The 21,800-nt window shown below is 58.7% G+C and carries 15 protein-coding genes and 1 tRNA gene; 4 read left to right on the forward strand and 12 right to left on the reverse strand.

Features of this window, described 5'->3' with window-relative positions; genetic code table 11:
• Nucleotides 1-58: 58 nt before the first annotated feature.
• The 4 genes from PMX60_RS04725 to PMX60_RS04740 all read right to left on the reverse strand — a co-directional run bounded on the left by PMX60_RS04725 (nt 59) and on the right by PMX60_RS04740 (nt 4,182).
• A complete protein-coding gene (locus tag PMX60_RS04725) occupies nt 59-898 on the reverse strand; it encodes a carbohydrate ABC transporter permease (RefSeq protein ID WP_022095055.1) in 840 nt (279 codons plus the stop codon).
• Nucleotides 898-1,752: a carbohydrate ABC transporter permease gene (locus PMX60_RS04730; RefSeq protein ID WP_055285610.1), complete on the reverse strand. Its 855-nt coding sequence runs from the start codon at nt 1,750-1,752 to the stop codon at nt 898-900. Before PMX60_RS04730 ends, PMX60_RS04725 begins: the two co-directional genes overlap by 1 nt.
• An 87-nt stretch (nt 1,753-1,839) precedes the next feature.
• Complete coding sequence (locus PMX60_RS04735; RefSeq protein ID WP_195544790.1) at nt 1,840-3,156, reverse strand: ABC transporter substrate-binding protein; 1,317 nt, start codon at nt 3,154-3,156, stop codon at nt 1,840-1,842.
• Nucleotides 3,157-3,462: 306 nt separating this feature from the next.
• Nucleotides 3,463-4,182 (reverse strand): GntR family transcriptional regulator, encoded by a 720-nt coding sequence (locus PMX60_RS04740; RefSeq protein ID WP_271747072.1) that lies wholly within the window; start codon nt 4,180-4,182, stop codon nt 3,463-3,465.
• Between the two features lie 229 nt (nt 4,183-4,411).
• Here PMX60_RS04740 and PMX60_RS04745 point away from each other — a divergent pair, with 229 nt between their 5' ends.
• The 4 genes from PMX60_RS04745 to PMX60_RS04760 all read left to right on the forward strand — a co-directional run bounded on the left by PMX60_RS04745 (nt 4,412) and on the right by PMX60_RS04760 (nt 9,158).
• Nucleotides 4,412-6,862 carry a PTS transporter subunit EIIC gene (locus tag PMX60_RS04745; RefSeq protein WP_271747073.1) on the forward strand — a complete coding sequence of 817 codons (2,451 nt, stop codon included), beginning with the start codon at nt 4,412-4,414 and terminating at the stop codon, nt 6,860-6,862.
• A 125-nt stretch (nt 6,863-6,987) separates the two neighbouring features.
• On the forward strand, nt 6,988-8,001 hold the full coding sequence (locus PMX60_RS04750; protein WP_271745840.1) for a polyprenyl synthetase family protein: 1,014 nt from the start codon (nt 6,988-6,990) through the stop codon (nt 7,999-8,001).
• 138 nt (nt 8,002-8,139) lie between these two features.
• Nucleotides 8,140-9,045 carry a peptidoglycan-binding domain-containing protein gene (locus PMX60_RS04755; protein ID WP_022094145.1) on the forward strand — a complete coding sequence of 302 codons (906 nt, stop codon included), beginning with the start codon at nt 8,140-8,142 and terminating at the stop codon, nt 9,043-9,045.
• A 38-nt stretch (nt 9,046-9,083) separates the two neighbouring features.
• Nucleotides 9,084-9,158: transfer RNA gene (locus tag PMX60_RS04760), tRNA-Gln, on the forward strand.
• Between the two features lie 492 nt (nt 9,159-9,650).
• Here PMX60_RS04760 and PMX60_RS04765 read toward each other — a convergent pair.
• The 8 genes from PMX60_RS04765 to acpS form a co-directional block, all read right to left on the reverse strand.
• Complete coding sequence (locus PMX60_RS04765; protein WP_271747074.1) at nt 9,651-11,822, reverse strand: hypothetical protein; 2,172 nt, start codon at nt 11,820-11,822, stop codon at nt 9,651-9,653.
• A gap of 183 nt (nt 11,823-12,005) precedes the next feature.
• Nucleotides 12,006-13,895: a carbon starvation CstA family protein gene (locus tag PMX60_RS04770; protein WP_271747075.1), complete on the reverse strand. Its 1,890-nt coding sequence runs from the start codon at nt 13,893-13,895 to the stop codon at nt 12,006-12,008.
• 828 nt (nt 13,896-14,723) lie between these two features.
• On the reverse strand, nt 14,724-17,108 hold the full coding sequence (gene tsaD / locus PMX60_RS04775) for a tRNA (adenosine(37)-N6)-threonylcarbamoyltransferase complex transferase subunit TsaD (RefSeq protein ID WP_271747076.1): 2,385 nt from the start codon (nt 17,106-17,108) through the stop codon (nt 14,724-14,726).
• Complete coding sequence (gene tsaE, locus PMX60_RS04780) at nt 17,095-17,601, reverse strand: tRNA (adenosine(37)-N6)-threonylcarbamoyltransferase complex ATPase subunit type 1 TsaE (protein WP_117735673.1); 507 nt, start codon at nt 17,599-17,601, stop codon at nt 17,095-17,097. Before tsaE ends, tsaD begins: the two co-directional genes overlap by 14 nt.
• Before the next feature lie 12 nt (nt 17,602-17,613).
• On the reverse strand, nt 17,614-18,234 hold the full coding sequence (locus PMX60_RS04785) for a uracil-DNA glycosylase (RefSeq protein ID WP_006235848.1): 621 nt from the start codon (nt 18,232-18,234) through the stop codon (nt 17,614-17,616).
• Nucleotides 18,235-18,242: 8 nt separating this feature from the next.
• Nucleotides 18,243-19,388 carry an alanine racemase gene (alr, locus tag PMX60_RS04790; protein ID WP_271747077.1) on the reverse strand — a complete coding sequence of 382 codons (1,146 nt, stop codon included), beginning with the start codon at nt 19,386-19,388 and terminating at the stop codon, nt 18,243-18,245.
• Between the two features lie 2 nt (nt 19,389-19,390).
• On the reverse strand, nt 19,391-21,007 hold the full coding sequence (locus PMX60_RS04795) for an NAD(P)H-hydrate dehydratase (RefSeq protein WP_271747078.1): 1,617 nt from the start codon (nt 21,005-21,007) through the stop codon (nt 19,391-19,393).
• The gene (gene acpS, locus PMX60_RS04800; protein WP_006235843.1) at nt 21,008-21,547 is read right to left on the reverse strand and encodes a holo-ACP synthase; all 540 of its coding nucleotides are present in this window, start codon (nt 21,545-21,547) and stop codon (nt 21,008-21,010) included.
• Nucleotides 21,548-21,800: the final 253 nt, after the last annotated feature.

Raw genomic sequence — 21,800 nt, forward strand, 5'->3', positions numbered from 1 at the left:
TTCGATATGCGGCACCGCGCTGAGGGGCGCCGCAGAAACTTGCAAAACAGTTACGGCATCAGCCCTTGACGGCACCTGCCACCACGCCGTCGATGATGTACTTCTGACAGAGGATGTACATGATAACGATGGGGATAACGACCATCATGATGCAGGCCATCATGGGGCCGAGCTCGACGTGGCCGTAGCCGCCGCGGAAGTACTGGATCAAGATAGGAATGGTCTTGTACTTGGTGGAGTCGAGCGTAAGGTAGGGCAGCAGATAGTCGTTCCAGACCCACATGGTCTCGAGAATGCCGACCGAAAGATAGGTGGGCTTCATGATGGGAAGGACGATCTTAAAGAACACCTGGACCGGGTTGCAGCCGTCGATCATGGCCGCCTCTTCGATCTCGAGCGGAATGTTCTTTACAAAACCGGCGAACATAAAGACCGCCAGGCCCGCGCCAAAGCCGAGGTAGATAAAGCAGATGTTGAACGGCGTGTTGAAGCCGATGCGGTCCGCCAAATTGGACAGTGTGAACATGAGCATCTGGAAGGGCACGACCATCGAGAACACGAACAGGTAATAGAAGAAGTTCGAGATCTTGTTGTTGACACGAACCACGTACCAAGCGCACATGGAGCAGCACACCAAGATCAGCACGACCGACGTGACCGTGATGATGAGCGAGTACATAAATGCCGAGGCAAAGCCCTGCTCGTTAAGGGCGTGCATGTAGTTTGCGAGGCCGTTGAACGTCTCGGGCGTGAGCAGATCGAATGCCGTGGTGGTGCTGATTGCGGTCGCTTTCTTAAAGGAATTGAGCGCGATCATAAACACAGGGTAGATCCACGCGAGCGACAGGATCGTAAAGAAAATCGAGAGCGCGCGGTTGATAACCTTATCGCGTTTCATTACTGCTGCACCTCCTTGGACCTCGTGGCCTTAAGCTGGATCATGGAGATGGCCACGACCAGGATGCAGAAGATAACCGCCTTGGCCTGACCAATGCCCTGCCATGCGATACCGGCGCGCGAATAGAACGTGTTGTAGATGTTCAGGGCGAGCATCTCGGTGGAGTGCGCGGGGGCGCCGCCGGTAAGGGCGAGGTTCTGGTCGAACAGCTTAAAGCCGTTGGTGATGGACAGGAACAGGCAGATGGTGATGGTCGGCATCAGGTTAGGGATCTTAACCTTCCAAAACGTCTGCCATGCCGTGGCACCGTCGACCTTGGCGGCCTCGATGTAGTCGGACGGAATGGACTGCAGACCAGCGATGTAGATGATCATCATGTAGCCGACCTGCTGCCACAGGGTCAGGATGATAAGGCCCCAGAAGCCAGCAGCAGAGTTAAGGGCGATGAGCTGGGCGCCCACGTTGGAGAGCAGGCAGTTGATCAGAATCTGCCAGATGTAGCCCAGCACGATGCCGCCGATCAGGTTAGGCATAAAGAAGATCGTACGGAAGATGTTGGTGCCCTTGAGCGCTTTGCGGGTGAGCGCCTGCGCGATGGCGAGGGCGATCACGTTGATGAGCACCGTCGACAGGAAGGCAAACGCCACGGTAAAGAAGAACGATGTGGCAAACTGCGGATCGGACAGTGCGCGCACGTAGTTCTCGATACCGACAAAGTGCGTGTTGTTGATGGTAATAAACTGGCAGAACGAGAGATAGAAACCCTGGATAAAGGGAATCACGAACCCGATCATAAACGCCAGACACGTGGGCAGCATAAAGAGCGGCCACCAGCGCTTGAGTGCTTTGCCCATAGAAGGGTCCTTTCAATATGCAGGGGGCGGGCAAACCAACGTCTGCCCGCCCCCTGTCGCTAATCAGATAGCTTGGGCAGCAACTGCTTACTCGGAAGCAGCCTTCTCGGTCTTCCAGCCATCGACGAAGGCGTTCTTGACGCCGTCCCACTTGCTGTTATCGGCAGCGTAGGCAATCAGAGCCTGCTTGAGGTTCTTCTTCCACTCCTCAGAGGGGATATAGACGAAGTCCCAAGCAACGGTCTTCTTGCCGTCTTTGGCCATGGCAACGGCCTGCTGCGAGAAGACGTTGGTGGTCTCCTTGGCGCTCTTGAACGGGGCGGTCAGACCCATCTTGTCAGCGATGATGCTGGTGGCGGTGTCAGAAGTGACGCACCAATACATGAAGTCCTCGGTGGCCTTCTGGGCATCCTCGGAAGCCTGGGAGCTGACGCACCAGTAGTTCTCGCCGCCGGAGCACAGGCCCTGGTTCTCCTCGCCGTCGACACCGATGTAGATGGGCATCATGCCAATCTGATCGTCGGTCATGCCGGCCTTGGTGAGGTCAGCGTAGGCCCAGGAGCCGTTCTGATAGAAGACGGCCTTGCCGGTTGCGAACTCGTTGGTGGCGTCGTCGCCGGTCTTGGAGGCAAGCTGCGAAGGATCGCAGGTGGAGTCGGTGATGTACAGGTCGAAAATCTGCTTGAAGTTGTCGAGATACTCGCCCTTGATCTCGTCGTCCTCCTGGTTGTGCTCCTTCTCGAACTCGTAGTAGAGCGGGAGGTTGGCGAGGTGGGTGGTGTAGCGCCAGCTGGAGGAGTCATCCATGCCAGCAGAAGTGAAGGCACCCTCAATGCCAAGCTCGTCCTTGCGGGCCTGGATGTCGTCGGCACAAGCCTTCAGCTTGTCGAAGGAGTTGATGTCCTCGGCCTTGTAGCCAGCCTTCTCGAGCAGCTGCTTGTTGTAGATGATGCCGTAGCTCTCCTGGACCCAGTCGATACCCAGATCCTTGCCATCGGACTGCAGAGCCAGGGAGTCGTCAATGAGCTCACCGCGGAGCTTGGTATCGGACAGGTCGGCGCAGTAATCCTTCCAGTTCTTAAGGCCGGTGGGGCCGTTGACCTGGAACAGGGTCGGAGCGGAGCTCTTGGACATCTCGGACTTGAGCTTCTCCTCGTAGGTGTTGGAGGCAGCGGTCACGATCTTGACCTCGACGCCCTTCTCCTTCTTATAGGCCTTGGCGATCTCCTTCCACTCCTTGTCGACCTCGGGCTTGAATTGGAGGAAGTAGACCTCGGCAGCGTCACCAGAAGCAGAGGAGCCGGAGCCGGCAGAACCACCGCAGCCCACGAGACCCAGACCAAGAACCGCAGCCGCGGAACCAGCAAAGCCCAGGAACTGCCTTCTGCTCATTTCGTTCTTCATTACAATCCACCCTTTCACACCGTGGCGGCACCCTTTGCCGCCGCCTTCGGAGATTGGCTCGGGGACTTTGCCCCTTTTGCTGATTTGTACGATACGCTATTTGGCTAGTTGTTTGAACAAGTATTACTAGAGCGGTAGAAAAACTTCGGTGAACGGTAATTTCAACTTGATACTTGACAAGTTTTGTATAAACAATTATTTGTTATCGAATGCAGAGAAAACGCCCGGTCAAGCCGATGCATCGTCGGTTTGACCGGGCGTTTTCTCTTTGAGGGCATGTGTCTCGTCAGGCTGCGAGCTAGCCGGCTATCGCTTGGAATTGACGCGGTAATGGAAGATCTCGGGGTGTGTGCGAGTGTGCGTCACCTCAAACAAGATGCCATCCGAGGTGTACGACTGACTCTCCATGACGGCAACGCAGTTGTATTTGCCGAGGTCAAGATAGCTGCAGTCTTCATCGTTGGCGAGCTCGACACTCACCGTACGACGGCTCGCCATCACTTTGACACCGCGCTTGTGCTCCAGATAGCCGTAAATAGAATCTGCCGCGATCTCGGGGGTCAGGCCCTTGGCGATCGACGTCAAAAAATAGCCATGGTCCACTTGGCGCGCGTTGCCGTTGAGGCTTCGGACACGCACTACGCGAATAAGCTCCTCGCCCACCCTAAAGCCCAGGCGACGAGAGAGCTGCTCGGTGCAGACCAGATGTTCAAAAGACTTAACGTCCGTCGATGCAACGGCATTGTTGCGCTTTGCAAACTCGCCAAACGACTCAACCTCTTCGAGTGCGCCCAACATGTCGGTTTCGCCCTTAAGCCAAATAACGCGCACGCCCTTGCCGTGTATGGGCTGCACAAACATCCCGTCGGCCAGCATGCTCAAAGCGCGGCGGACGGTATTGCGCGTGCAGCCAAATTCCGCGGTCAGCTCGGCTTCGGTTGGCAGCATCTCCTGAAACGCATAGGTCCCATTAATGATGCGCGAGCGTATTTCTCGGTAGATTCCTTCGTATATCGCTTTTGGCATTGTTTCACCTCTACATTATTCATTTCCGGCTAGGCACGATAGCATTTCTTAAAGTTGTTTAAACCGAATATCGGTAAAGCGACAGGATTTAACCGTTGACGGTTTCTGTCATGCCCAAATCGGTTTCGCTCAAAACTGCCGGTACGACAATCGTCTGGTCCTCTACAATGAATCCATTGTTTAAACGTTTCCCCACGCGCAACGCGCCTCGATATTCGGAAGGCAGAACATGCTGCAAAAAATCCAACGCTTTGGCGGGGCAATGTTCGCGCCCGCCATGCTGTTTTCTATATCAGGCCTCATGGTCGGCGTCTCCGCTCTCGCAACGACTGCGGACATCGTCGGCGATCTCGCCGTATACGGAACCCCTTGGTACGTTTTTTGGACCATCATCCAGCGCGGCTCGTGGACGGTCTTTAAACGCCTCCCGCTCCTTTTTGCCGTAGCGCTGCCCATCGGTCTTGCCCAAAAACAACCGGCTCGTTGCTGCCTCGAGGCTCTCGTCGCCTATTTTGCCTATTGCTTCTTTTTGAGCGAAATCATTAAGCTGAGCGGAGACAATCTTGGACTTAAGTACCCGTCGTCTTTGACCTCCGCTAGCGGCATCACCATCATCGACGGCATCAAGACGCTCGACACCGGCATTATCGGCCCGCTGGCGGTGTCGGCAACCGTCGTCGCCATCCATGACCGCTTCTACGATGCCAAGGTTCCCGATTGGCTCGGCACCTTCTCGGGCTCCTCGCTGGTCTACCTCATCAGCTTTTTTGCCGTGTTTGCCCTTGCTGCTATCTCGGCCGCCATCGTGCCCTACGTATACGATGTAACCGATACGCTGCGTCACGCGCTTGCAGGCGTCGGTCCCTTTGGCGTGGGCATCTTTGTCTTTTTAGAACGAGCACTCGAGCCCTTTGGCCTGCACCACCTGCTCTACATGCCGATCTACTACGACAACCTGGTCATTAACGACGGCATCTACGCCACGTGGAGCAGTTTGCTCCCCATCCTCTCCCATAGCACGCGCCCCCTTAATGAGCTTGCGCCGTGGGCCGGTTTTACCGCCACCGGCTGGGTCAAGCTCTTTGGCCTTCCTGCCATCGCAGCTGCGTTCTACTCCACCGCAAAACCCGAGCGCCGCGCCGGCCTCAGGGTCATCCTTGTTCCCGCCATCATCGCCTCGGTGGTTTGCGGCGTTACCGAGCCACTCGAGTTTCTCTTTATGTTCACCCACCCCGGGCTCTTTTTGCTCTACGCCGTCTTATCGTCTTGCCTTGCCACAACCATGAATCTCTTTGGCATCGTCGGCATCTTCTCGGGCGGCCTGATGGAGATGGCAGCCTTCAACTTTATTCCGCTCATGCGCACGCATGCCGGTGCCTATCTTTTGGCGCTCGGTATCGGCCTTGCCTTTAGCCTCATCTTTTTTGTTAGTTTTCGAGCACTCATCTTGGTCTATGACCTTAAGACACCGGGCCGCGAGGATCATGTCGTCAATCGCGCGGCAATCGATTGTTTAACGGGAAGCGACTTTGCCAAAGAGCAATCTCCCAATGACGAGGTCAATAGTCGATCCGATCAAGATCACGTCCTCGCTGAGCGGGTAATTCAGCTTTTAGGTGGCGTTGGCAATATCGTGGGCGCAACCAACTGCGCCACGCGCCTGCGCGTCGAGGTCGCAGACCCTTCCATCGTTGCAGATAACGCGGCGTTTGTCGCGGTGGGCGCCAAGGGCCTCATCATTACGGGCAAGACCGCCCAGGTGATTATCGGCATCTCCGTTCCCCGCGTTAAAGAGCATTTTGACCAGATCATGGGCCTCGAGCCGGAATTTGTGCCCACCACCTCGGCCTCCCCTGCCGCCAGCGCAGCCCATAAGCGCGGCGATATTTGCTTCTTCGATATCGACGGAACGCTCGCCTGGCAAGACCCCAGGCTCGCCCAAGACCTTCCCGAAGACGAGCGGGACCTCTCCCCCTATCCCAACGAGGCGGTTTCGCAGGCAATCCGCGAGTTTGTCGCCAACGGCAACATGGCCTTCATCTGCACAGGGCGCACCCTCAGCTGCATCCACCCCAAACTTCTTGAGCTGCCCTGGACCGGCATCGTCTGTCTTGCGGGCGGTTACGCCGAGATCAACGGACACACAATTCGCGATCTGTCGATGACGCCCAGTATGCTGCAGCGTCTTGCCCCCTACCTTGAGCAATCGGGCGAGGTCATCCGCTTTGAGGGCCTCAACGGCGTCGTGCGCATGAGTGCCGATGCCCCCGATGCTCCCGGATACGCGCGCACCCTGGGCGACGCAGTCACGCAGCTGCAACATTACAGTGTCTACAAGATCTTGATGTCTACATCGCTCGCCAACCACATCGCTCAAGATAAGGCACTTGAGCCGCTGCTGTGCTTTAACGAGCTCGAACTCGAGGTAACCGAAATCTCGCCCCGCGAATGCACGAAGCGCGGGGGCATCCAGTCTGTACTCGACGCCCTCGATCCCCACCACGGAACCGTATACGGCATTGGCGACGCCAGCAATGACGTCTCGCTGATGAACGCCGTCGATGTCGGCATTGCGATGGGCAACGCACCAGACTATCTCAAGGATAAGGCCGATTACGTGACCGACACCGTCGATCACGACGGTGTCGTTGCGGCGCTCGAGCATTTTAGGCTGATTTAGGCGCGCTCCATCAAACGCACGCCCGTTGTCCTAAATCGCCAAAACTGCCGCGCCAAACGCCCTGATGTGGCAATATGGTATCTGCACACCGCAACGATGCAACCTAAGAAAGAATGCGAGAACCCGTGTCCAGTCCGTTTACCAGCTTTTTAGCCCAGCACTTTGACCAGATCAACGACTATCTGGCCACGTTCTTTGACGGACAGGCGACCTCTGCCGATATCGAGCGCTACCTGTACGCGCCGCTCTCGGCTTTTACGGCCAACGCCGGCAAGCGCCACCGCCCGCTTATCTGCATGCTCGCCGCAACCGCAGTGGGCGGCAGCTTTGAGAGCGCCCGCAGCGCCGCGGCAGCTATCGAGCATTTCCAGTCGGGCGCGCTGATCCACGACGACATCGCCGACAACGGACAGCTTCGTCGAGGCAAGCCCTGCATGCACCTTACCGAGGGCACGGGCCTTGCCATCAATTGTGGCGACCTGGCGCTCACCATGGTCACCAAGACGGTTCTCGACGACCCTACGCTGGAGTCCGACGTGAAGCTGCGCGTGCTCCACGAGCTTACCGAGATGATCGTCCGCACCATCGAGGGTCAAGCACTCGACCTGGGTTGGGTCCGGGACGGGCGCTTTGATATCTCGGTTGATGACTACCTGGACATGGCGACACACAAGACCGCGTTTTACAGCGGAGCCACGCCGCTTGCCGCCGGAGCCATTATCGGCGGTGGCAGCGATAAGCAAATCGAAGCGCTGCGCGCCTTTGGCCTGCACACGGGCCTTGCCTTTCAGATTCAGGACGACCTGCTCAACCTTGTCGGCACTAAGGAAGCCGCCAACAAGGACTTCCGCACCGACATCACCGAGGGCAAGCGCACGCTTGTCGCCGTACACGCCCTCTCTGATGAGCGCCACCACGACGAGGTCGAGGCGATTCTTTCCTCGGGCACCGATGATCCCGCGCAGCTCGCACGCGCCGTGGAGATCTTCCAGGAGACCGGCTCCATCGATTACGCCCACACTTACGCGCTCGACCTGACCGCTAAGGCCAAAGCGGCCATCGAGAACGTTGAGCTTGATCCGCACGCACGCGAGCTGTTCCTCTCCATGGCAGATTTCTTTGTGGAGCGCCTTAACTAGCGGGGGTAATAAAACCTGTCAGCAGCGTATTTGGGTACAACTTGCTACACTGTTGAGTGCATGTTTATGCATCCCTTTGCGTTGTCTATCCGACACACGCTCAAATAGTACGAATGGTACGCCGAAAGGGGTTCGTTCATGGAACCTATTACAACGGGCATGCAAGGAGCAGCCGTCGAGGACGTGCAGTCTCGTCTCCTGCAGCTCGGCTACACGATTGATGCCGCCGAAGTCACCGACAAGTACTTTGGAGCCACCACTGAGCAGGCCGTCAGCACCTTCAGGCTCGACAGCGGCCTTGCTGCCGGTCATGCCGTCGATATCCCCTGCTGGAGCGCCCTTGTAGACGCTTCGTATAAGCTGGGCGACCGCACCCTCTATCTGCGCATGCCCAATTTCCATGGCGCCGATGTGCAGGCCCTGCAGCGCGCTCTCAACGTTTTGGGCTTTGCCTGTGGCGAAGACGACGGCTACTTTGGTCCGCATACCGAGGCCGCCCTGCAGCAGTTCCAGGAAAATGTCGGCCTGTTTGCCGACGGCATGGCCTTCCAGGACACCTACGCCTACATCAACCGCCTGCACCATGTGTGGGAGGGCAAGCCCTCGGTCACCGAAGCCGAGTCCCGTATCGGTTTTGCTCGCGCCGCCAACGTGCTCGAGCGCTTCCAGATTGCCGTTATCGGCGAGGACCCCATCGCACGCAGCGTTGCGTCGCGCATGTGGAATATCGCCACGGCAACGACCGACAACAGCGGCATGATGCTCTGCGACTCCGAGGTCCCAACCGACGTTGACCTAGTGCTCGAGATCGCAAGCGATGAGCTGCCCGCAGATGCAGCGCCGCGCGCCACGATCGCCCTCGCCGAGTGCCACAACCTGGCCCAGCGCATCCGCACTGCCAATGTCGCCGCGCAGCAGAAGCCGGCACGCATTCGCATTGAGCTCACGGGCATGACGCGCTACAACGGCACCTTCACGGCCAGCGACGCGCAGACACTCGCCGTACGCCTGCTCGACGGCGTTTGCGATGCCCTCGCAGATTAGGTAAACTAAACGAGTTGCTTTTGGGCAACACCATACATTGGGACGTAGTTCAACGGTAGAACTCCGGTTTTTGGTGCCGGCTGTTGGGGGTTCGAATCCCTCCGTCCCAGCCAAAGAAACAAGCCTCTCGAACGCATAGCCGATCGGGAGGCTTTTCTTGTGAGCAAGCGGAGGGATTCGAACCCGCAAGGGTGCGGAGCTGAGGAAACGCGAAGCGTTTTCCAGCGCAGCACGCAAGGAGCGAAGCGACGCAGCGGAGCGCGGCCGCCGAAAAGGCGGACGCGGAATCCCTCCGCCCCATAACGACCAAGAGCGCCTTACATCAAGAAATATCAGCCCAGTTCCGAAAAGCGAGCCGCCTTCTACAACGTACCGCGTGGCCCCGACGGGCCGGGCATTAAGTTTGTCGCGAGTTCCGCACGCAAAGAAGGCTACATGACCTCGATGTTTTGGACGTGACAGCGAGAGGGGCCCTGGCATGGCAAGGTGACGTGAAACAAGGCGGCGCTGACCTTCTGGTCGCGCCGCCGAAGTTGAACGTCAGATTGCCGTGCCAGGGCCCCTCGCAGCGTCAAGAAGTCCGCCGTTCGGTAGAACGGCGGAATCTAATTGTTCAGCATGCGGTCGAAGCTTCCCGAGTCGCCATCCCGATAGTCTGCGGTCATCAGAATCTCCTGCGGAATGCGCCCGCCCTCGCGCAGCACGTTGCGGAACTGCACGCGCGTAACCATGGGCAGATCCTTGATCGTCGCCGCCAGGTTCTGCGGCACGCCCTGGTTGGCAGCCGCGGGCTCGCACTCGCCGCCGGCCTTCACGCGACGCTTATGCTCGGCGAGCATGGCGCGGTACATGCCGGCATGCAGGCGAATCTCAACCACATTGGCATTGCGAGCCTGTTCGACGATGCGCGCGCCCTCGCGATCGATATCGCCTACGTAGTAGACGTAGTTAAAGCGATAGCCAATCTCGGCCAGATAATCGTCCAAGGCATGCGAGACGCTCGCCTTGCATCCGCCGCCAAAAATCACGCCGCCCACCTTGATGCCAAAGAGCTTGGCGTGCTTGCGGCCACGCAGCAGCTTGACGATCTCGTCGTAGGTGTCCAGGTTCTCGACCATAATGAACGGCTTGTCGGCGCCCAGCGTAAAGAAGCCCGTAAAGTGCACGGGGCGATTGGGGGCGACCTTGATCGCCTGCATGCTGATGCCCTTTTCGGTCATACGCCTGATCAAGCGCTCACCGTGCTTGCCGTCAAAAGCCTTCTCGTCGTTAAAGATCTGGTAGGCACGCTGGCGGCGCGAGGCAACCGGCGTATCGGCACCTCGGTTCTGCTCGATCCAAGCCTGGATGATTGCGATTTCCTCGGCAATCTTGCGGTTGGACATCTCGTTGTGCTGAGTGCGCTGCGGAGCCTTTTTGCCGTCCTTGCCCTCGACCTTTACGATCTGTGTCTGCTGCTCCTTGATCTTAGAGAGCGCCGTAGGCGTAGGGACAACCTTGAGCAGCTGCCTGCCTAAAACGCGGGCAAGGGCAAACGCCGAGACCTCGCCGTGGACGGACGACTTGGGCTGCTGGGCAGCAGTATCTGCTGCGGCAGACTCCGGCTTCCTCTGAGACTTGCGCTTAGAATCGCCTTGGGAATTGCGCTCGTGCTTCGGCATAGACGCCTGCTTCTGCGGACGAACGGACTTGCTCTCCTTCGCCGGCTGGCGCTTAGGCTGCCCCGAAGAAACCTCGGCCTTCGCATCCTCGTTCTGCGGCGTGGTCTTCTCGGTTGCAGTCTCGGCATGGGAACTGCGGCCCCCACGATGGCGACGGCGGCGAGGCTTGCTCGACGCGCCCTGCTCCGCCTGCTCATCAGTAGGCTGCTGGCCCTTGGCCTCGGCATCAACCTCAAGCTGCGGTTCAACAGGCTTCTGCTCGCGAGCCGCCGGCTCAACGGTCTTCTCGTCCTGGGTGGTCGAAACCGACTCGCCCTTCTCCTGACGCTTTACGGGATATGCACGTCCCGCAAAACCGCGACCAGGACGACACGAACCCGGAGCCTTCTTGGCAGACTCCTCAACATCGTCTGCAACCTCAGAAGACTCTTCAACCTCACGCGCGGCATCCTGCTGTGCAGTCTTAAAGTGAGCACCGCGACGACGCTTGGGCTCTTGGGCCTCCACGGGCTTTTGCTCCCTCGCGGGCTTCTGCGACTCGGCAGCAACCTCGGTCTCAACAGCCTCAGCATCCGTCTCACCCTTTTGAGCAACGGCGCGACGGAAGCGCTCCTGCTGGGCGCGGCGCTGCGCATCGCGCTTGCCACTCCCGCCAAAACCGCCGCGGCCGGCCTTGGCCGTAAAGGCGCGAACGACGCTCTCGTCAAGCAGCTCGTCGGTATCGACATGCTCGCGCGGAGCCGTTTCCACCGAAGCGGGCGCCTCGACAACGTCCTCGACGGCCTCTTCGGCAACCTCGACGGGCCGCTCCTGGGCATCGTTAATCTCGGCATTGATGGTATAGAACGCCGGGCGCCCGTTAATGCCGCTACCCTCGATCTTGGTCACGATCTTTGCCGCGATAAGCTCATCGCGCATCGCCTTGGTGTCGCACTCCTTATCGACGGAGCGGAAAATCTGCGCCAGCGCACTCGACTTAATCTTGAGCGCCTTGCGGCAAAGCAGGTCGTAGGCAACCAGCTTGGCACGCTCAGCAGAAAGCGACGTCTGGCTGCTCAGGCGCTCAGCCAGAGCATCGACATTTTGTTGGTTATCGGAATATACCGTCTTGGCCACGGGGCCCCTTTCATATGCACACATATACGTCTATATGGTACAACGCGCGCCCTTATCCACGCAAAACATCTGCGAGAACACTCGAGCGTCACCCGCTTTTGCATGAAAAAAGACCGAGCCCGCGAAGTCGCGGACCCGGTCTTTCCGAGTCATATAGATGTGACGTTCAACTCGTCAGGTCGACTAAGCCTTGGCGGCCTCGGCGTCGACAGGAGCCTCGGCAGCAGCAGCGCGGCCATACTCGGCCTTGCCCATCTCGGACCACTCGGGCTCCTCGTCGGGCATGGAACCGGCCTCCTTGCCGAAGAACTCCTTGAGGCAGTTGACGGCGACGATGAGGCCCAGGACCATCAGCAGGACAGCGAAGACGAGCTGCAGGCCCTTGGTGGCGGCGACGGAGACGGCGGCCGTGGTGGCGGTAGCCGGGATGGTACCGAAGAAACCGTAGGCCTGGACGGCGGTCATGCAGCCCATGGCACTCTGAACCAGCGAGGTGAAGGTGCAGCAGAGCAGGAAGGCGACGGGCACGTAGAGCATCCAGCCCTTGCGGCCGGTGCACTTGCAGAACACGGCGAGGGTGATCATAGTCATGCCGCCGAGCAGCTGGTTGGAAGCACCAAAGAGCGGCCAGATGTTGGCATAGCCACCAAAAGCGAGGGCGAGACCAGGAAGCAGGGTGACGACCGTGGCGAACCAGGGGTTGCCGAGGACCTTCATGTAGCCGGCCTGGGACTCGATGGCCAGGGCGTCGTTGGTCTGGGCAAAGAACTCGGAGAACGAGGTGCGGGCGATGCGGGCGACAGCGTCGAGCGAGGTCAGGGCCAGAGCGGAGACGTTCATGGTCATGAAGACAGTAGCGAGCGTGCCGTCAACACCGAAGGCCTGCATGCCGCGGGAGATGCCAGCGGCGAAGATCTGGAACGGGGTGGAAGCGACACCGGCGTTGAGGGCGCCGGTACCGGCGGTGTTCATGTCGGAGAACATGATGCCGGCGACGATGATGGCAAGGATGCCGACGAAGGACTCGACGATCATGGCGCCGTAACCGACCTTGACGGCGTCCTGCTCCTTCTCGACCTGCTTGGAAGAGGTGCCGGAAGAAACGAGGCTGTGGAAACCGGAGAGAGCACCGCAAGCGACGGAGACGAACAGGACCGGGAACATCATGCCGGAGGCAGTGGAGAAGCCGGTAAAGACCGGAGCGGTGATAGTGGCCTGACCGTTGACGCCCAGGACGACGATGCCGAGGACAGCGCAGACGATCATGACGATCATCATGATGGAAGTGAGGTAATCGCGCGGAGTCTTGAGCATCTGGATGGGCATGGCGCCAGCGAAGACCAGGTAGACCATGACGACGGCGAACCACTGGAACTTATCCAGGTAGACCGGGAACTGCATACCGACGGCGAACATGAGAACCATGAGGACCACGCCGGTGACGAACTCGGCAGCGCCGGTGAGGTTGAACTTCTTCTGGGCCCAACCAAAGGCGATAGCGACGAAGGTGAACAGGATGGAGATGGTACCAGCGCAGCCGGCGGCATAGGACTTGGTGAAGTCGATGGCACCGGTAGCAGCACCAGAAGCGTCAACGGCCGGGGTGAACATGAACGTCTTGCAGACCATGTCGGTGAAAGCGGCGATGACGATGATGCAGAACAGCCAGCAGAACAGCAGGAACAGGCGACGGCCGGTCTTGCCGATGTACTTCTCGATGAGCTGAGCGAGCGACTTGCCGTTGTTCTTCATCGAAGCGTACAGGGCACCAAAGTCGTGGACGGCACCAAAGAAGATGCCGCCGACGAGGACCCAGAGCACGACGGGCAGCCAGCCAAAGGCCATGGCGACGATCGTACCCGTGACAGGGCCAGCACCGCAGATCGAGCTGAACTGGTGCGAGAACGCGGTGAAGGCGGAGACGGGCGAGAAGCTCTTGCCGTCCTTCATGCGCTTGGCCGGCGTGAGGGCCTCTTTGTCAACGCCCCACTTGTTGGCCAGCCAGCGGCCATAGCCCAGATAGCCGCAGGCGAGCACCGCCGCGGCCACAACCATGAGCAAAACTCCGTTCATTACATTTCCTCCTCTAAAAAGAACTTCCTAGACATAAAAAATGAGGGCCGTCGGTTGCGCTCGACGGCCCTCATCTTTATCAGCCGCCCGTTATCGTACGGGCTAGCTGTATGTGCTAACCCGCATCAGATAATTACTACGCTGATAATGCTTAGCTGATGCGTGAACATGTCTAAGAAATCCTCTTCAATCATGATGTGAACGATCCGTGCGTGTTCACATCCCCCAGTGGTTGAAAAGGAGTATGAAACTTTAGTTACCTAAAGTCAACGCAAATATGTAATGAATTTTCAACTTTTTTGGATTTCTCGGTATAAAACGCCACTGACCTCGGACTTTACCCCACGACAGTTTTTGCATGAGAGATGCCCCTGAGAGCCGCGGGAGCCGGGCGGCGCATATGAACTTTCCTGCTCTACAGTCCTGCGCAAGACGGAAAGCACATTAAGTGCTTTCCTTTGCGTGCGGAACTCGCGATAAAGTTCATATGCGCCGCCCGGCTCCCGCGGCTCTCAGGGGCTCCCATCCCAACTGTGCGGAGCAAAGCTCCGCACACCAACTTTTTCTTTCAGCTAAAGAACGCCGAAAATTCGACGCTGGCTTGTTAACCTTGCTGGACGTTGTCGACGCCGATCCAACTCAGAAGCCATATCGATACAGAAAGGTCCCCGGCCCTGACCGGCCCAGCGGCCTTATATGAACTTTATCGCGAGTTCCGCACGAACAGGAGGCCACTTAATGTGACCTCCGTCGTGAGCAGGACTGTAGAGCAGGAAAGTTCATATAAGGCCGCTGGGCCGGTCAGGGCCGGGGACCGCACAAGTACGACTACAGCGTCATGTTTGGATCGGCGTCGACGTCGAACGGCGAGATTTCTCCTCGGTCGAATTTACGGCGGGCGACCTCCGCGATCATGGCGGCGTTATCGGTGCATGCCGAAAGCGGCGGCACCGTCACGCGGATCCCCTGACGACCGAGCTTCTTGATCATCATCTCGCGCAGATGCGGATTAGCCGAGACACCGCCGCCGATGCAATACTCCTTGCATCCGGTGGCATGCAGCGCGTTCTTGGCCTTCTTGTACTGCACGTCAAAGACAGCTGCCTCAAACGAAGCCGCCAGATCGGGCAGGTGAATCGTGCGCCCGGCCTTGGTCTCCTGCTCGATGTAGAGCGTCACGGCCGTTTTAAGACCCGAAAGCGAGAAACGATAGTCTCCTCTGCTGTTAAGCGCACGGGGGAAATCGATCGCGCGGGGATTGCCCGTCTCGGCCAGCTTGGAAATGATGGGGCCACCGGGATAGCCCAGGCCCAACGCCTTGGCCACCTTGTCGAAGGCCTCGCCCACGGCGTCGTCGAGCGTCTCACCGAGCACCTCGTAGTCGCCCCATGCCTTTACGTGCACGAGCATGGTGTGCCCGCCCGAGACAAGCGTGAAGATGAACGGCGGCTTGAGGTCGGGCTGCGCCAGCAAGTTGGCAAACAGGTGCCCCTCCAGATGGTTGACGCATACGAGCGGCTTACCGGCAGCGTAGGCAAAGCCTTTGGCAAAGGCAACGCCCACCACGAGAGCGCCCACCAGGCCCGGACCCTGTGTCACGCCCACGGCGGCAAGCTCGCTGGGGGCAATGGCTCCACCCTCAAGACCAAGCGATGCTGCGGCATCCTCGAGCGCCGCATCCACGACACTCACAATCACCTCAACGTGTTTGCGCGAGGCGATCTCGGGCACCACGCCGCCAAAGCGGGCGTGAAAATCAATCTGTGTCGACACCTGGTTGGCCAGCATATTGCCATCCGCATCGATAATCGCCACGGCCGTCTCGTCGCAGGAACTCTCGATAGCGAGCACTAGGCGACGGCGCTCAATTTCAGCGCGCTCCTCAACGGTTCGCTCGGGCGCAGGCAGCGGCCATACACGCTGCTCAGCCGCCGTCGGCTCGGGCGAAGCGTTGTCGACCGGGAGCACCAAGGGCAGCGGCGCCGTCATGACGATGGCATCTTTGCCAACACCGTAGTAACCGCGGCGACGGCCAGCCTCGGTAAAGCCCAGAGCGTTATAAAGCGCGATCGCTCCCTCGTTACCGTCCTCGACCTCGAGCGAAGCCGTGGTGCAGCCGAGCATCTGGGCATCATAGCTCACGTGCGACAGCAGCTTGCGGGCAATGCCCTCGCGGCGATGTGCCGGGTCGACGGCGACATCCAGAATCTGCACATCACCGTCCACGACCATACCGCCGGCAAGGCCCAGCAGCTTGCCGTCGTCGTGTGCCACCCACCAACTACGCGGCGCAGCAACGTCCTCGCCCAGTTCGGACAGGAACATGCCCGGCGTCCACGCCTCGTGTCCGGCACCTTCAAAGCAGGCAGCCTCCAGCGCGCTCGCGCCCTCAGCATCCGCCGCGCCCATGGGGCGGAACTGCAGATGACGACCGGCGAGCTCATCGGCAACACCCGTAATTTCGCTCTGCGCACTCTCGGCAAGACCAAGACGCTTGCGCTCGTTTTCCTCGGCATCCGAAAGGCGCGTGTAAATCGGCAAGACGCGGGCCGGATCGCCGTCACCCGCAGCGTGCGCGAGCAGCAAGCCCTCGCCCGAAGGCCACCACAGGTCGCGCTCCACGCAGCGGGCGGTCTCGTCCTCACCCAGCAGCTTGCCATAGCGCACGAGACCGTCACCGGTCAGCTGAACCTGGTCCCAGTCCGCTGCTTGGCGCCACTCATCGAGCGCCACGGCGGCCTTGACCACGTGTTCGCGCTCAAATTGACGCTCGAGACCCTCATCGACCAGCATATACAGCGCCGGATATACCTCACCGCGCATAGCATCGGCCAAGATACCAAGCTTGCCGCGCACGCCAGCCTTCCACGCCGTCCAAGCGCAAGCGTCGAGCGTCGACACGCCCAGCAGCGGAACATTGGCACCGCGCGCGAGGCCCTTGGCAGTGGAGATGCCGATGCGCACACCCGTAAACGACCCCGGGCCGCGGCCGACCACGTAGCAACCAACATCGCTGCGATCCAGACCGGCTTGAGCCAGCACGCCATCAACGGTATTCACGAGCTCAACGTTTGCGTGACGGCGACACATGTGGTCGCCACTCACGAGCTTCGTCTCGCCCGTCTGCCCATCAATCCAGCTTGCCGCGCAGGCAAGCATGTCGGTCGAGGTATCGAGCGCCACCACCAGCGCGTTGTCGTTATGCAAGCTCATCTTGTACAGCCTTATCAATCAAATGGGAAAGCTCCATTGCGCGGTCACCGTGCGCCTCAAGCGTTATCGTTCGCACATCGCTGTCGCCCTCATCACGCTTGAGCGTCACCGAAAGATACTCATCCGTCAGCTCGTCCTGGAATTGTTCGCCCCATTCCAGCAGGCAAGCACCCTCATAGCCCAGCACATCGAAAATGCCCGTATCCTCGAGCTCGTAGGCATGCTCCAGGCGGTATAGATCAAAGTGAAACAGCGGAATACGACCTTGATCGTGAACGGCCATGAGCGCAAACGTAGGGCTCGTAACCATATGCTCATCGCCCAGCCCGCGCGAGACGCCCTTGGTAAAGTGAGTTTTGCCCACTCCCAGGCCGCCGGTCAGGATGAGCACATCGCCGTCCTCAAGGCACGGTGCAATTAGCTCGCCAAAGTACTCCGTATCGGCAGCGCAAGTCGTTTTGTAAGTACCTACCCCCAGGCGCTCCAGGGACATATATGCTCCTTATTATTCCGAGGCGTCCTCTGGTGCGGGATGTCGCTCCAGATAGTCGCCCAGCATCTTAAAGTCTTCCTCCAACAGCTCCTGCCACGCCGGATTGCGCAGCGCTGCTGCCGGATGGAACGTGGGCATTACTACAAAATGCCCCATCTGGTGGAACCTACCGCGCAGCTTAGTAATGCCAATCTCGGTCTTAAGCACAAAGTGCGTCGCGGGGTTGCCGAGCGTCACGATGATATCGGGCCAGATGCTACGAATCTGCTCACGCAAAAACGGCGAGCAAGCCAGCACTTCCTCGGGGCGCGGATTGCGGTTTCCCGGCGGGCGGCACTTAAGCACATTGGCAATGTAGACGTCTTCGCGTTTAAGACCCGCCAGGGACAAAATGCCGTTGAGGTCCTCGCCTGCCGCCCCCACAAAGGGTTCGCCCTGCAAATCCTCATTGCGGCCCGGTGCCTCGCCAATAAACATCACGCGAGCGCGGGGGTTTCCCACGCCAAACACGATATTGTGACGCGACTGGTAGAGCTGGCAGAGGTGACAATCGCCCAGAACGGCCTCAATTTCCTCGAGTGCGACCTCACGTGGTGCCTGATGGGTATGGCCGGGGATGTGCATGACGCCCATAGCGGCTCCTACACGTAGACCTTGTCGAGACGCATGCCAAAGCCGCAGGCGACCTCGTAGTTAATCGTTCCGCGCAGTCGGGCCATCTCGTCCATAGTGATCTCGGCATCGCCATCGCGGCCGACAATAATCATCTCATCACCATGTTCGGCCTCGGAAATCTCGTGTGCCGGGTTGGACTGAATGGCGACCATAAACTGGTCCATGCAGATATTGCCAACCTGATGCACACGCTCGCCGCGATACAGCACATCCATACGATTGGAAAGCGTACGCGATAGGCCGTCGGCATAACCGATCGGCAGCGTGCAGATCTGAACGCGTGTACGCGGTACGCGGTAGGTAAAACCGTAGCCCACGCCCTCACCCATCGCAGGGTGCGCCACGCGCGTCACGCGCGCATGGACGCTCATAACGGGATCAAGCTGCATCACGCGGCCACTCAGCTCGCACGGCTGCATGCCATACAAGCCAACGCCGGCGCGAATCATATCAAAATGCATCGAGGGGTCGAGCATCGAAGACGGCGTGTTGGCGCAGTGCACGATACCGCACTCAAAACCCGCATCCTTAATGGCCTGAACGGCCTCGGTAAAGCGCTGACACTGCAGCTTGTAGTCCCAGCCCGAAGGTTCATCGGCCGTGGCGAAGTGCGTAAATACGCCGTCGCACTGAATACCGCGATGGAAATTAATACCGCGGACAAAGTCGAGCACCTGCGTGTAATGTACGCCGATGCGGTTCATGCCCGTCTCGATGGCGAGATGATACTTGCCCACTTTGCCCGCCGCGACGGCACATTCGCCATACGCAAGAGCAAAGTCAGACGTATAGACCGAGGGCATGATATCAAACTCGAGCAACGTCGGAATGGCCTCGATAGGCGGCTCGCTTAGGATGAGGATGGGTTTCGTTATCCCGCCCTGTCGGAGCTCAACGCCCTCGTTAACCGTCGCCACGGCAAACATGTCGGCACCGGCCGAATACATGATCTTGGCGCACTCAACAGCTCCATGACCATAAGCATCGGCCTTGACCACGCAGCACAGGCGCTGACGTGGATTCAGCAAGTTCTTATAGGCCCTCGTGTTGCGACGGAGCGCCCCGCGGTCGATCTCAACCCAGGACCAGCGCGTCAAATCGGCTTTATTCATGATTAGTCATCCGACCCTTCGTCCATGATTCCCAGATCTTCGAGCGCATCCTTTGCCGCCAGTTCCATGGCAGGACCGATCAAGTCGATAAGATCGGTCGCGATGACGCTCTTCTCACCATACTCCGTCGCCGCGGCAAAACCGGCGTAGCTGTGAAGTGCGACGGCGTACGAATACAGCAACTCCCAACGATCCATCTCGTCGCGCATAGTGGCAAGCGTGCCGGCCAAAATACCCGCGAGAACATCACCCGAACCGGCAGTTGCCAGAGAAGCCGGACCCGAGAGCGGCAGCAGCACACGCTCAACGCCACAGATAGCCGTCGTCGGCCCCTTGGCAATGACAACCAGGTTGTCGGAGCCTGCAGCCCAGACAACCTTCTGCGCGGCCGCAATCGCGGTACCAAGGTCGTTCACCTCGTCACCGGCAACCAGACGCGAAAGCTCACGATAGTGCGGCGTCATAACCAACGGCTGCTCGCGACGATACATCTCGGGGTTACTATCAATACCGTCAATGGCAATCTTAGCAAGGCAGTTGAGTGCATCGGCATCCAAAATAAGCGGCACATCAAGCTCGAGCAAGCCCGAAACCACCTGCATAGCGCCGGCAGATGTCGTCATACCAGGACCGCACAGTACGCAGCTGTACTTCTTTGCAATCTCGCACACCGTCATGCGCGCAGCGGCGCCAAAGGAGCCGCGGGAATCAGACGGAATAGCAAAGACGGGAATCGAAGGAAGTGCCATGCGAATAAGATTGGCGCAGGCGTCAGGAGCCGCAACTGCCACGTAACCAGCACCCGCGCGAGCTGCAGACTTGGCCGCCATAATGGCAGCACCAGGATATTGCGCAGATCCGGCGACAATAAGCACAGAGCCACGGGAATACTTATCGATATTCGTAGGTAGTGGAGCAAAGTAATCAACTAAGTCACCGGGCTCGACAATCTCGGCGGCGTGGTCGATATCATCGATGACCTCGTCAAGACGGTCGTAAAGATTGCCGCAGATCAAATCGCCAGCATACTCAGGGCCATCGGCGCTATACAAACCAATCTTGGGCGCAATCATCGTCACCGTATGCTCGGCACGAATGCAGTCGTCATCAACAACGCCCGTCTCGGCATTCAGGCCCGAGGGGACATCAATGGATACGACACAGTCGGCGCATTCATTGACCGTAGGAATCCAGATGGAGAACGGCGCACGCAGATTCCCGTGAAAACCGGTACCAAAAATGGCATCGACAACAACATCGGCCTTATCGATCAAAACCTCGAGTTCATCACGCGAGGGGCCGACGCAAACGTGCACATCGCGGCCGGCAGTACGACGAGCAACATGACGTGCCAGAGCAGCAGGAATCTCATCCGGCTCAACCGGAGAAACGATATCCACGTCCACACCCTTATGGCTCAGAATATCGGCGGCAACCCAACCGTCGCCGCCATTATTACCAAAACCGACCAGAACGAGAACCCGATCGGGATTGAGCTTCAAGATCTCGTTGGCGGCAAACTCACCCGCGAGCTCCATAAGCTCGGCCTTCGAAGTCCCTTCGCGTTCGATGATATCCTCGAGACGAACGACTTCTTCGGTACTCAAAACCGGTTTCATCTATGCTCCTAGCGTATCTTGCGAAGCATCGCCCAGGTGCTCCGTCAATGCTGAATTCTGCAGCTGCTCAAGCTCATCTAAAACAGAGCGAGCCTCTTTAAATGTCTGCGCTACGCGTTTCTTGGTACTCACCTTTTCCTCTTTTGGCTTAGGCCGAGCATCTTCGGTAATCGCGATGGCATTCGCAACGGCTAAGTCTCCTGTAAGCGTAATGGAAAGAGCGACCTCAACAACACCCAGCTCTTGAGCGATCTCGAGAGCACGGCCCGAAAGCAGCGCTTTCGGTTTGCCGAGTTTATCACGCGTAACCGAAACATCCTTGCGACCAACGCCTTGACTAAAACCCGTGCCGAGAGCTTTAAGTACCGCCTCGCGCGAAGCAAAGCGGCTGGCATAGTGAGCAGCGGGACGCGATGATGCATCACAATACGCACGCTCTTCTTCGGTAAACACACGCCGAGCAAACGACGGCGTCTTTTCAAGAATTGATTTCATACGGGAAATCTCGACGATATCAACGCCGATACCAGCTTCAGCCATGTTCACCTCCATATCGCACAGACTAAGTTATTGTAGCCCGTTCACAGAAGATGCGACAAACGAGGGTTATAAAACACAGCTACTATGTGAGACAAAAGCCCGCAAACGCAAAAAAATGGGGAGGCCGCGAGGCCTCCCCCTTCTCAGTTCAAGCGTACGGCTCGGTGCCGTCCACCGGTCAGCGGCGCCCTGGCCTCCCACGGGCCGACCCCGCAGTACTCTCGGCGCGATGGGGCTTAGCTTCCGGGTTCGG

Origin of the sequence: Collinsella aerofaciens (assembly GCF_028206995.1) — a bacterium.
GTDB lineage: Bacteria > Actinomycetota > Coriobacteriia > Coriobacteriales > Coriobacteriaceae > Collinsella > Collinsella aerofaciens_AQ.